The organism is Pseudoalteromonas sp. AWM4_233, from assembly GCF_056158285.1.
In genome coordinates, this window is the sequence record NZ_JBSWSZ010000113.1 from 25,138 (window position 1) to 37,347 (window position 12,210).

9 protein-coding genes are annotated in these 12,210 nt (G+C 41.3%); 5 read left to right on the forward strand and 4 right to left on the reverse strand.

Features of this window, described 5'->3' with window-relative positions:
- Window positions 1–9: 9 nt before the first annotated feature.
- Window positions 10–1,005: a LacI family DNA-binding transcriptional regulator gene (locus ACXAC4_RS21715; protein WP_475165305.1), complete on the forward strand. Its 996-nt coding sequence runs from the start codon at window positions 10–12 to the stop codon at window positions 1,003–1,005.
- 409 nt (window positions 1,006–1,414) lie between these two features.
- Window positions 1,415–2,965 carry a basic secretory protein-like protein gene (locus ACXAC4_RS21720; RefSeq protein ID WP_475165306.1) on the forward strand — a complete coding sequence of 517 codons (1,551 nt, stop codon included), beginning with the start codon at window positions 1,415–1,417 and terminating at the stop codon, window positions 2,963–2,965.
- A 192-nt stretch (window positions 2,966–3,157) separates the two neighbouring features.
- Here the strand turns inward: ACXAC4_RS21720 and ACXAC4_RS21725 are convergent, their stop codons facing one another.
- On the reverse strand, window positions 3,158–3,589 hold the full coding sequence (locus ACXAC4_RS21725; RefSeq protein WP_475165308.1) for a GNAT family N-acetyltransferase: 432 nt from the start codon (window positions 3,587–3,589) through the stop codon (window positions 3,158–3,160).
- Between the two features lie 132 nt (window positions 3,590–3,721).
- A complete protein-coding gene (locus ACXAC4_RS21730; RefSeq protein WP_475165310.1) occupies window positions 3,722–4,600 on the reverse strand; it encodes a LysR family transcriptional regulator in 879 nt (292 codons plus the stop codon).
- A gap of 88 nt (window positions 4,601–4,688) precedes the next feature.
- Between ACXAC4_RS21730 and ACXAC4_RS21735 the strand changes: the two genes are divergently transcribed.
- The 3 genes from ACXAC4_RS21735 (at window position 4,689) to ACXAC4_RS21745 (ending at window position 7,126) form a co-directional block, all read left to right on the forward strand.
- Window positions 4,689–5,327 carry a hypothetical protein gene (locus ACXAC4_RS21735; RefSeq protein ID WP_475165312.1) on the forward strand — a complete coding sequence of 213 codons (639 nt, stop codon included), beginning with the start codon at window positions 4,689–4,691 and terminating at the stop codon, window positions 5,325–5,327.
- 22 nt (window positions 5,328–5,349) lie between these two features.
- Window positions 5,350–5,979: a LysE family translocator gene (locus ACXAC4_RS21740; RefSeq protein WP_475165317.1), complete on the forward strand. Its 630-nt coding sequence runs from the start codon at window positions 5,350–5,352 to the stop codon at window positions 5,977–5,979.
- Between the two features lie 61 nt (window positions 5,980–6,040).
- Window positions 6,041–7,126 (forward strand): energy transducer TonB, encoded by a 1,086-nt coding sequence (locus tag ACXAC4_RS21745; protein WP_475165323.1) that lies wholly within the window; start codon window positions 6,041–6,043, stop codon window positions 7,124–7,126.
- Window positions 7,127–7,239: 113 nt separating this feature from the next.
- Here ACXAC4_RS21745 and ACXAC4_RS21750 read toward each other — a convergent pair whose 3' ends face one another.
- A complete protein-coding gene (locus ACXAC4_RS21750; RefSeq protein WP_475165325.1) occupies window positions 7,240–9,327 on the reverse strand; it encodes a basic secretory protein-like protein in 2,088 nt (695 codons plus the stop codon).
- A 21-nt stretch (window positions 9,328–9,348) separates the two neighbouring features.
- Window positions 9,349–12,180: a TonB-dependent receptor plug domain-containing protein gene (locus ACXAC4_RS21755; protein ID WP_475165327.1), complete on the reverse strand. Its 2,832-nt coding sequence runs from the start codon at window positions 12,178–12,180 to the stop codon at window positions 9,349–9,351.
- Window positions 12,181–12,210: the final 30 nt, after the last annotated feature.

Genomic DNA, 12,210 nt, shown 5'->3' on the forward strand with positions numbered 1-12,210 from the left:
AGCCAAAATTTGAAAACAAATAATACTAACAAGCAGTCTGTCACTGTACATGACGTAGCCCGTGTAGCGGGTGTTTCAAAGTCTACGGTGTCACTTGTTTTACGCGGCAGCGATAAAGCCAGCGACCGCGCAAAAGAAAAAGTACTCAAAGCCATCGAAGAAACAGGATACGTATATAATCGTGAAGCCGCAGCGATGCGCAGTAAGTCTTCAGATTTAGTCGCTATTGTGATCAACGACTTAACCAACCCTTATTCTGCAAATTTAGCGGTTGCCCTTGAAAAACACATTCGTGAATTGGGTTTAATGGCAACGCTCGTTAACACCAGCGAAAATGCCCTAACGCAAACGCAAATTGTAGCCAAACTGCAAGAATACCGTGTGAAAGCCTTTATTATCTGTCCAACGCCAAACACCCAAGCAAGCTGGCTCAATCAATTACAAAAGCCGCATACGCAAGTGGTCAGCATCATGCGTCAAGTAGATGGCAGCCAAGTACCTTGTGTATTACCAAACAACGAAATGGGTGCTTATAACGCGACGAAAGCGTTAATCGCACGCGGTCATAAGAACATCGCCTTTATTGGTGGTGATGCAGCAATATCGGATTACCATCAACGTTTAGCTGGGTTTAACAAAGCCGCCAAAGAGCAAGGCGACATACAAACTTGGGTGTTTAATAGCACCACAAACCGTCACGGTGGTCGACTCGCCATGTCAGAATGCTTAGCTCAAGTGCCGCAAGTTGAATCTGTGGTCTGCTTTAACGACATTGTGGCTTATGGCGTGATTGAATATCTAGCCGAGCAAAACTTAAAGCCTGGTGCTGATATCGGCGTGATCGGGTTTGATGACTTAGACGACTCTAAATTGATGAGTGTGCCACTGAGCACAGTAAAAATTGATGCCAACGATATCGCTAAAGCCGTGTGTCATATCTTAAAAAACGACACGCAAGAAGGATTAACGCAAGTCCCAGTAGAGCTAATAGAACGCAGCTCATAACTGTTCAAACCAAGTTCTATTCATGGCGCCATTATTGCGTCATGAATAGGCTGTGAACTAGAGGCCGGCCCCGGTTATTTTTTATTTTCAAACGTGTTGTTCTCAATTTCTCCAACTTCGTCACTCTTTCAAAAACATTATTCATTTGCATAGAACGACCTAGCCATTTCGATTATTTTATAACTTATACCCAAATTTTATACATACCGATTTTTTCAATAGATTCAACATTCTAGTACCTTAAACACGCCTAAAAGTAAAAATTTTGTGAATTAAAGGTTGATCCCTTGCGAAATAACGTCAATTATTTAGGAACGTTCCAAACAGGCAAAGTAATTAAGTAAACAACATTTTGCTTTTCTAAAAAGCCAAAATTGGAACGTTACAACAACATCAATGGGAACAAGTTATGACATCTAATAAACATCTTAAAACACCTATCTCGTTAGCACTTGCTTTCGCAGGCCTAAGCTTTAACACACTTGCATCTACCACGTTGAATGCCGATCTCACGGTACCAAATGGGATGATTAACGCATCTGAACAAAACACACCATACGAAACAGCGGACAAAGCATTTGATAACGACCAATACAGCAAATGGTTGGCGTTTTCTCCTACAGCTTGGCTTAGCTATGAGCTCAATGATGCGAAAATCATCACTGGCTATACGCTGACTTCAGCAAACGATGCGCCAAGTCGTGATCCGCAAAATTGGCAGTTACAAGGTTCAAACGATGGTATTAATTGGCAAACAATTGATAACCAAGCGGGTCAAAGCTTTTCAAGTCGATATCAAAGCAAGCAATATTCTGTATCGAGTAATCAAGCCTATAAACATATTCGCTTAAATATCTCAGCCAATCATGGCGCAAGCCTAGTGCAACTCGCCGAAGTTGAACTATTTAGTAAAAACGCAGATAACAATAATGGAACAACACTGCCAATCAACCAGTCTTTGAGCCTAAGCCAAGGTCAATGGCAACACTTTGGTCCTTTCAACGTCGCAGGCAGAGTAAACGCCTCAACGTCTGGCAGCGGTGATGCTGACTTGTATATCAACTTAGGTACACCTGCGACGACTCAAAACTACACTTGCCAAAGCATTACTCCAACCGCAACAGAAAACTGTGAGGGATCTGGCCAAAACCTTTATGTGTCGGTATACGGCTACTCGCAAACAAACGTCAATATCAACATCACTGAACAAGGTGTCACAGATCCTAACGATGGTTTATGGAAAAAACCTGTGGTGGATTTTGTAGATGTAAACCCAGAAACAACCGGCTCACAATTGTTTAAACGTATCATTGCCGACCCTGCAGGCCATATGGCACAGCGCTGCGTTGATGTCGCTAAAATTCTATATAAAGACCCAATTGAGTCTGAACGTTTCAGAAAACTACGTTTCGAGTTGCGTGCAAAAGATCATTGGGGCCAAGACTTTGTTGCATATAAAATGGGTCAAGATGGTTCGGGCGAAATGACAATAGTCGTCAGTACCGCACACCTTGAGCGTTTATATCGTGAGGGTGGAAATTCTGACTCTGCGATTTCAGACGAAATCGATGGTATCTTATTCCACGAAGTGACTCATGGTTACAACAATTCGCCGCTCACACATGACAACTACGGCGATGGTCAAGCTTACTGGGCTTTTACCGAAGGATTAGCTGATGCCGTACGGATTGGTGCAGGCTTCCACAAAACACGTACGCCAAGCACCTTAGACCCGAGAAAGTGGTTAACAGGCTATGAAGGAACAGGTTTCTTCTTACACTATGTTAAAACCCATTTAGACAATGACTTTATCTATAAATTTAATAAGTCGGCAAAAGACATGGGGAATTACACTTGGTCGTTCGATGCGTCATTTAGACAGATCTTAGGACGTGGTGTCGAAGACGTATGGAATGAATACGCTAACTTTATAAACAGTGGCGGTCAGTTACAGTACTAATCGAAAAAGGCTAAAGCGTAAACTCCAATCAACTTAACACCGAGTTAAAACGCTAACGCCCAAAAACCTAAAATGGGGCTGAAAACGCAAACGCCCAAAGTTATTGGCTTTGGGCGTTAATTCTGTCTTGATTTGCTTACTTTCATCGAGCTCACTTTACTTTAAATTGTTTGAATACACTCTATATCCCCATCATAACGACATATGAAGAATTGGAAATGGTTTCCCCATATCATCTAAAGGCGAACGAGAAACAACTTTAAACCCCATCGCTTCGTAAAAACCGACAGCTTGAGGGTTCTGTTCGTTCACATCGACCTTATTGATGGAATGACAATTCAATGCGTTCTTAAATAACGATTTGCCAATACCTTGCCCTCTATATTCATTCAAAATAAATAACATTTCTATTTTCTCTGAATGAACACCAATAAAACCGACAATTGTTCCCGCTGTATTTTTCATGCAGTGCAAAATGACATTCGGAAACGCCTGTTCCACAATAATTGGCTTAAAGAACGCAATATCTTCTTCACTTATAAAGCTGTGAGTTGCTCGGACTGAGTTTTCCCAAACGCTTAGCAGTTCTGCAAAATCGCTGGGAAGCACATCATCTATATACATAGTTATCTCATAATTAATAATTATTGATTAAAATTGCTAAATAAATAGCGCTGTGCAGCCGCGCATCAAGGTTACTAGAGATTACCCAAGTTGAACAGAAATCACTTCAAGCTATAGAGGAATATTTATTCGTTAATCCATCCCCAATACTTTATTTATAAGTGCATTTACCCAAGGCAAACAGTCTTGATGCGCCAGTAAAAAAACGCGCTCTTTATATGACAAATCACCATTCGTCATCTCAACCGTTTTGAGTTGCCATTCTCTGATCATAAAATCAGGTAAGAATGCCAGAGCTTGACCACCTTTTACCAGTTGACTCAATACAGCGTAGTCATTGACTACCCACTGAACTCGACGGGTTAAATGCCTTAACTGCCAGCCATCACAGCCAACGCCTCTCTGCTCTCCACAAAACGGAGATGTGTTTGGTACTGCAAAAGGGTGTGCCACAACTTCCTCAACTGAAGCGTTAGTATTCATAGCTAAAGGGTGAGTCTGCCCCATAGCAACTTGCATCTGGACATCTCCAAGTTCAATCGCTTTAATCCCATCAGGAAGATGAGACAACATTTCTCCTGTTACGATAGCTAGCTGAACCTCGCCATTTACCAATTTTTGTAATGCTTCCGCTTCATATTCTGTATCGAACTCGAGTAACACTTGTGGCTGTTTACCCGCTTGACGGCCAAGTACACAGGCCCATTTAAATTGTAGAATGCTTGGCGCAGCGACTTTACATACCAAAGGCATTTTATTGGCTCTCAAGGCTTGGTGTGTATCCGCAGCAAGGTCAGTAAGTGCAATTGCCCTTGGCTGTAGTTTTTCTCCTTGCTCGTTCAAACGTAGCGTCTTACCCACCCTATCAAACAATTTAACATCTAAAGAGGCTTCTAGCCTTTTGAGTGACTTAGACAATGCACTTGGCGTAATGTCTAGAGAGAGTGCTGCTTTTTGGAGGTTTTGATGACGTGCGATCACCAAAAACTTTTTAAGATCTGCTATTTCCATTTTGGACTTTAATAAAACAAATTAGAAACGATTTAGAATTAAATATACCGTATCTTAAAGCAATACTCCCAATTATTTACGGTTATAAATGAAATACACAATCCTAATTTTATTGTTTTTCAGCTTTACGTTATTTGCACAAAGTAGTGAGCACGATCACTCTATCGGTACTCACGGTATGGTTTTGTTTAATCTTGAAGAACAGTTATTTGCTTCTCATTTGCCAATGCCTAAAGGCAAACATGCGGTTCAATTAATTTTTCACGTAGAAGTCGCAGCTCATCAAAAAAAACTACTACTTGATAAGTTAAAAACGCATAATTTGATTACACTTCTCCCTGAGACTTTGTCACTCAATGCACTTAGACAAGGCCGTATTAAAAGCTTCCTAGCTGATGTTTATGTCGGGCATTTTGAACGTGAAGGAACACGTATTCACGAAGCTGACAGCTTTAAAATCAATAAAATAATTTTAAATAAAGATATAACATTAGAAAATCAGAATGGTTATTTTTTCAATATTAAAGCAACTGTTCAACACTGCTTGTTTGTCCATAAAATTGCAGCGACGTCGAGTTTTGATCAGATCCTTTCGTATCCATGTCATAAGAAAAACGATGATGTCGAGCTCATCAAAACCGAGTATGTTGAACCTGTTTTAACATTAGGATCGCACGCTCAAAAAAGCATGACTCAATTATATTTAGAAACCAAAGATTTTCAGTAATCAGGTTAAAACAGGAACATTTATGCCAAACCTAGAAGCACTTATTGCCTTTTCAGCCGTCTGCTTTGCGCTAAGTATTACGCCTGGCCCCTCTATTTTATATATTGCCGCTCGCAGTCTAAGTCAGGGTCCATCAGCTGGTGTTGCCGCTGCATGTGGTATGGCCATTGGGTCATTCGCCTATGTCATCGCAACAATTTTAGGTTTATCAGCGATATTTGCTCATGCCCCGCTTCTATATTCTGGTTTGAAAATAATCGGGGCGTTGTATTTAGTTTATCTTGGCTGGCAATATTTTAAGCCTAATGTTCACAGCTGTGAAAAACCTGAACTGCAGAATCTGTCTAATCTAAATATCATGAAGCAAAGTTTTATTGTCGAGATCACAAATCCAAAAACGGCTTTATTTTTTATCGCCTTTTTCCCTCAGTTTGTGTCTGAAAATACGACTTCCATTTCAATGCAACTCTTAATTCTGGGCATAATTTATACATTGATTACTTTGCTCTGTGATACATTCATTGCCATCACATCAGGTAACATATCGAAGAAAATAAGCGTAAAGCAAAGCGCGATAAATTGGCAGGATAAAGTAGCGGGTAGTGTTATGTTTTTATTGGCAGCTTTCATGGCTGCAGAGACCCTAAGTTAGGTACTAATAAGTATTTGTATTATACTAAGCTAAAACAATAACAAACTGGTCTATATAAAAAATGAATAAAACTATAATTGCGCTTTCAATACTCTCTTTATCTTTATCGTTTTCATCTGCAGCTTCATCAATCTCAGATTTAAATGCTGAATTCAAAAAATACTATTCAGACTACCAAGCCGCAGTTCAATCTGGTGATAAAAAAGCACTAAAAGACACAGCTCAAAAAGCCTATGAAGTTGGCAAAGAACTTTACGGTCAGCACGATATTAACACCATCAATCTTGCTATTAACTACGCAACATCAATGGGTAACAGCAACCCTGATAAAAAGGTCTTACTTGAAGAAATACTCAAGATTACCAAAGAGCATCATACCGACAAGCTTGATGTTGTTTTTAATATTACCCTACCACTTGCAAAGTTAAACTTTAAAGAAAATCGTCGAGAATCACTCAATAGCTTAGAAGACATTGCAGAACAAGCTGAAGCCAAACAAGACTATGAATTTGCTTCGGTTGCATATTTAGAAGCAGCCAAACTTGCAGCAAAAAATAGTAGAACAGTAGGTAAAGCTAAAAAGTTGATACGTAAAACTGATGAGATAAATAAGGCTCATTTACCTGAAACCTCAGTTCAACGTCTTTCAACAGATATCTGGGTTGCTGCTTTAGATGAAGCAAGAAATAGAAAAAGTGCTGCAATTGAACGCTTAGAGCATATTGTTAATGTGTTTGATTCTAATCTCGACTTCGACCATCCTTTTGAACTATCTGCCCATTCAAAGTTGGTTAACCTTTACGAAAAAACGCGTCAAAGTGACAAAGCCACCAAACATTGTTTAGCCATAGCGAAAATGGTGCCTTGGAAAGACTCGCAAGAACAAGAGCCACTCTATAGAGCAAATCCGCAGTACCCAAAAAATATGGCTCGGAAGATGAAAAGCGGTTGGGTACAACTGCAATTTACCGTTAGTAAGTCAGGGTTTGTTAAAGACATAGAAGTAATTGACTCTTCTGAAAAAGGCTTTATAAAAGCTTCTATTGAAGCGCTTGAACAGTGGCGTTACGCACCAAAATTTGAAGATGGCAAACCTGTAGAAGCGGTTTCAACAGTACAGTTAGATTATGTAATTAATAGAGGTTAAACCTTTAATTGCTGTATCTACTTTTTGCGCATATTACCTAGCAAAATATCAAACCAAAAAAAGCAGGCCGAATGGCCTGCTTTGACTCTCACATTAATAATCTAGGGAAAATATTAATCTTGTGTCCAAATCGCGATTTCACCGATTTGCACTAATCTACCGTTGTCACCGCCAATCCCCTCTCCTTGACGCTCATTCTTAAATGAGAAACGAACGTGTTGCACATCAACTGGCTTTTCAAGTTCGTAGGTGTAAGTGGTCACCAGTTCTGGTAAGGCCGTAAATGATTGCTCATCGATTAGTGTCCATGTATCGCCATCGTTTGAACCAAATACTTGCCAGCTCGTTGGGAAGCGAATTTCGTTGTCACCAGCAGTGGCAATCGAGTATTTCGCTACATTAACCGATTGTGGTAACACAAAATCAGCATTCACTGCTTCAACTTCATTTATCGGTAAAATATCAGGAAGATACTCTGGTACCCACCAAGGTGCTTCGACAACCGCATTAAACTTCTTACGAATATCGTTATCAGCTAGGGCTTCTGGACCCTCACCCCAAATACCAATATGGCTTGCATTGGTCGTCACCGTTACACCATCAAACTGTACGGCATTATTAAAGCCTACAACTGGTGTCGGATAAGGTGGTACTTTACCAAGTGATTTGAGGTAAGTTTGGTATTCGCCAACAATCACTTCGAGGCCTCTATTATCACCAAAAATATGCTTAAATGCGGCATCAAACGACCATTCAGGTAATGCCTTTGCAGCTGCATTTAGCTCATTCATAAAGTCGATATTTCGGTTCGTGTTTACTACCCACTCCAAGAAGAATGAGGTCTGGTTATACGCATCTTTATTGATGTCATCTAACCAATCAATATTTGCTCGCGCATGCTCATAGAAACCCGCTTCGATGCGAATAAAATTCGCCATCGCTTCAAGATAAGTATGATGGTCAGTGCCTTCAATGTAATCACCTGTATTTGGCACATTTTGGTAACCATGGGTCAGCTCATGCCAAAGTACACCGATTATCTCGTCACGAATAGCTTGGTCGCCTTTGCCTTCTTGATTAGCAATATGGTTAAGATCAAACATCAATTGCATGTTTTTATCTGTACCACCTTTCGCCGCTGGGAAGTCATACTCATCAGTTATAAATTCAACAGATTCAAATACGTTAATTTCGGTGACATTGTTGAATAAACGCTTAGCGATCAACTCAGAAATTCGGTGAATTTCTGCTTCTAAGTCAGGCATAACTCGCTCAAGTACCGCTTGACCTGGATGCTCAGGTTTATTCTTAGTGAATGTCACTGTAGGCTGAGGGAAACCTGCCCAAGGGCTGGCTGGATCCCAAACGCGAATGAAGTCAGTTTTAACTAGCTCAGACTCACCCTTGTCGTTCTTAGCAACTAAAGTCACAGTTTTCGCGCCCAGTTCGTTAAAACGAACAAGCGGTTTACGCTCAGTGCTGGTTGCAGGCGTGCCGCCTTCAAACGTCCATTGCCAACTTGTTGGGTTAACTAGTGAGGTATCTTCAAATACCACAAGCTCGCCCACTTCAGGCGTTAAGTTAGACGCGCCAAACGACACGATAGGCGCTTCTGCAATCACGATTAATTCAAGCTCTGCAAGCTGAGTAATATCAGCACCATAGCTGTCTGTGCCACCGTGCTCCAAGTCGAATTTAAAGTACTGATAAGCTGCTTGTTCACCTTCAAGTTCGTACGCTTTTAACTCTGCGCGGCCAGTAAACGCTTCATTTGCACGAGAGTCAATTTCTACCCATTCTTGCTTATCGTTTGAGCCATATACAACCCAGTTTTTAGGATCACGTTTAGGCTCATCGTTTGCTGAAACAAAGTGGTACTTTTGCAATGCAGCCGCTTTCGCCGCTTTGAAGATCACGGTGGCTTTTTTATCAAAGGCCAAAAATTTGCTGCTGTGATTACCGTCGATTAAGTTTCCAACTTGCTCACCATCTGGTGAAGTCACACCCTCAGCTAATACAGCCTCAATCTCTGCCCCTTTATCTTGTGACATATTTCGCAAGGCACTTTCACCTGCAGCAGACGTCACTTGCGTGCTTTGCTCGGCTTCGCTTTGTGTCGAAGTAAAGCCTGAGCCATCATTACAGCCAACCAGAATCGCCGAAACCGACAACGCCAGTGCTGATAAAGTAAATTTATTCATGTTCGTTCCTTATTATTCTTGTTAGAACTCGTAAGTCATACGCAATACAAACTCACGACCAATGCTGTCGTAGTTACCGCCCAAATAGAACGGATAGCTACCCATGGTTTCGTCTTGCGGTGGCATTGCATTGAGTAGATTCTTCACAGAGAAAATCAAGCGGGTGTTGTCACCAATAAATTGGCCAAAAGTTAGGTTATGACGGTACCAAGCCGGTAGCTTTTGACGCTCGCCATATGGCGCTAAGTTCCACATTTCGCCTTTATAAAGGCTCAATAGGGAGATCGAAGTATCTTCTTTTTGCCAAGTTAAACTAAAGCTTGCGGTATCGTTGAAGTCGTAATTGTTCTGATCGTCTAATATATCTTTAAGTGGATCAGCCGCTTCAATACGTTCTTTCTTCTTTAATACTTTGTTGTATTCAAACTTATAACGGAACGTTCCAAATTCAGTATCAAATAAACCACGCACGCCTAAATCAATACCGCCGTCTTGAGTTTCTGAGGCATTGATATAACCTTGACGCACTGAGTGTGGCGTATAGGCATCACCCGAGATTGGGTTGCCTAAGCGATCTGTACCTTTACCATTTTCATCATAGCGTTGAATACGGGCGGCAGTGTTTTTACACAGTTGAGAGTTTGGATCTTGAATGCCTTCGTTACACTCCCACATAGTATGAAGAATGCTGCCTGCGCTCAGTACTTTGATTTTGTCTTTAATAACGATGTCATAAAAATCAACGTTAAACGAAAGATTCTCTGAATATTCATACACAAAACCTGCTGTAAACGAGTGGCCAGTTTCTTCTTTCAAAGTCGGATCGCCCGCAGATACCGTTTCAAAGCTCGCTTGTAATGAAGCCAATTGCGGGTTCGATAAATCGACGTTTTCACAGGTCGCTGTTAGCGCATCAGTTACATAGCCTGACACCTCGCCTTGGGCAGCAAGTACTGCACACGCATCGGCGGTAATACGGTCGTTGCCAGAGCCAAAGTTTCCTGAGAAGCCTTGATAAACCGAAGACATACTCGGGCCGCGGAATGTCGTGCTATAAGCAGAACGAAGTACTAAAGATTCAACTGGTGTGTAGGTAAAACCAAGCTGATAAGTTGGCGCACCGCCTACATCAGTAATGTCGTCATAATGGTCGTAACGAACAGCCGCTTCTACATCAAATTGCTCTGTAATTGGAATTAAAAACTCCATTGCAGCAGCATAACGGTCACGTTCACCTTCGGTAATAACACCAGTTAATCCCACAAACTCTTTATTTAAAATACGCGCATCTGGCGTTGCACGTGTACCTTCATTCATCGCTTCAACATAAGCGGCAAAAGAAACGGCCCCAGCAGGTAATTCAAATAAGTCGCCTGTGATATCGGCTGTAAACGTGTTATTGAACGAGTTACCGTCGTACGTCGCCCAATCGGCAATTTGCATTGCTGTGTCTGGTGTTAACGGCGCAAACCACATTTCATAGTTAGGACGATAAACAGGCATGCCATTTACTTCACCGTATTGTTGACCCTTCAATAAACGGTTGCCCTCGTTGGTATGATGTAAATAGCGGTCATTGAAGTCATAGTTTGCACGGCTATAACCTACTGAATAGTAATAATCGCCAATCTCACCTTTAATACCCACATTGAAAGACAGTGACGTATCGTTATACGTACGACCTAAGCCATCTTCAGTATATTCTTCATCAGCAACCACTCGCCACATGTATTTAACCGGTGCACCCAGTGTACCTTCTTGGTTTTCGATATCTGGATCCCAGAATGTACCGCCATGAATTGACTCATGATGACCCCAGAAGAAAGTGTTACGACGGCCTTTTTTCTCTTGATCGATATAGAAGCCATTCGCAAATAAGCTGTGCTGATCGTTTAAGTGATATTCTGAGTTGATGTAAACACTGAATGCTTCTGACTGATTTCGAAGTAACTTATCGCTGGTTTCATCCCAACCACAGCTTGCACCATAACTATTTCGCTCAATAAAATGCTGTACAGCGCGTGGATGCGGGTTTTGCTCAGAGTTACAGTACTGCGCAGAATACTGGTTTTTATACTCGGTATTGTCAGCCCAAACAGTGATTGAACGGTTTGTTTCGTGGTGTGCTTTTGGATCTGGGTTGTCCCACACACTATCATGGTAAGGTCTGTCACCTGATAGCAAAGGATCAGTATGTTTATACTCTAGTGCATAGTCGAATGTGAACTCGTCTTGTTGGAAACCACCAACAAAAGTTAAGCCTTTTTTAGCGCCCGTTCCATAAGTATCTTGACCATAATAGGCATCAACATAATGAGAATCTATGCCTTTTTTCGTGATGATATTAACAACACCCGCCATCGCATCTGAACCATAAATCGCTGATGCACCACCCGTTTGAATATCAATGCGTTCAACCATGGCTGTTGGGATCATATCAAGGTTAACAAAGTTAGTTTGACCGCCGTAAGGCATTGGGTAGTAGGCTAAACGCTTTCCGTTTACTAGGATCAGCGTGTACTCAGGGCCTAAGCCTCGCAACTTTAGCTCTTTGGCACCCGGCGTGTAAGAACCCGTTTCAACTTCACCTAAGATCTGGCCATTAGCCGCAGTCACACTACTTAACGCTTCATAAACATTAGTGAAACCACTTCTAACCATATCTGCAGATGAAATCGTTTGAATATTTGTAACACCCTCAAGTTCAGTACGCTTAATACGTGAAGACGTTACTTCAATACGTTCTACTTTTTCTTCGACCTGATTTTGCTCTGCTGCAGTTGCAGAAGCAGATATCGACAAAGACACGGCCAGTGCCAACGGCGATAGCATTAAAATTTTGTTGTTATTCATCTTAGCCTCTAAGATTTATTTTTATGGAAC

What these genes read in the sequence shown, in the direction of transcription:
- ACXAC4_RS21730 (WP_475165310.1), bottom strand. Translation starts at nt 4,600, where the DNA reads ATGGAAATAGCAGATCTTAAAAAGTTTTTGGTGATCGCACGTCATCAA.
- ACXAC4_RS21725 (WP_475165308.1), bottom strand. Translation starts at nt 3,589, where the DNA reads ATGTATATAGATGATGTGCTTCCCAGCGATTTTGCAGAACTGCTAAGC.
- ACXAC4_RS21740 (WP_475165317.1), top strand. Translation starts at nt 5,350, where the DNA reads ATGCCAAACCTAGAAGCACTTATTGCCTTTTCAGCCGTCTGCTTTGCG.
- ACXAC4_RS21755 (WP_475165327.1), bottom strand. Translation starts at nt 12,180, where the DNA reads ATGAATAACAACAAAATTTTAATGCTATCGCCGTTGGCACTGGCCGTG.
- ACXAC4_RS21750 (WP_475165325.1), bottom strand. Translation starts at nt 9,327, where the DNA reads ATGAATAAATTTACTTTATCAGCACTGGCGTTGTCGGTTTCGGCGATT.
- ACXAC4_RS21735 (WP_475165312.1), top strand. Translation starts at nt 4,689, where the DNA reads ATGAAATACACAATCCTAATTTTATTGTTTTTCAGCTTTACGTTATTT.
- ACXAC4_RS21745 (WP_475165323.1), top strand. Translation starts at nt 6,041, where the DNA reads ATGAATAAAACTATAATTGCGCTTTCAATACTCTCTTTATCTTTATCG.
- ACXAC4_RS21720 (WP_475165306.1), top strand. Translation starts at nt 1,415, where the DNA reads ATGACATCTAATAAACATCTTAAAACACCTATCTCGTTAGCACTTGCT.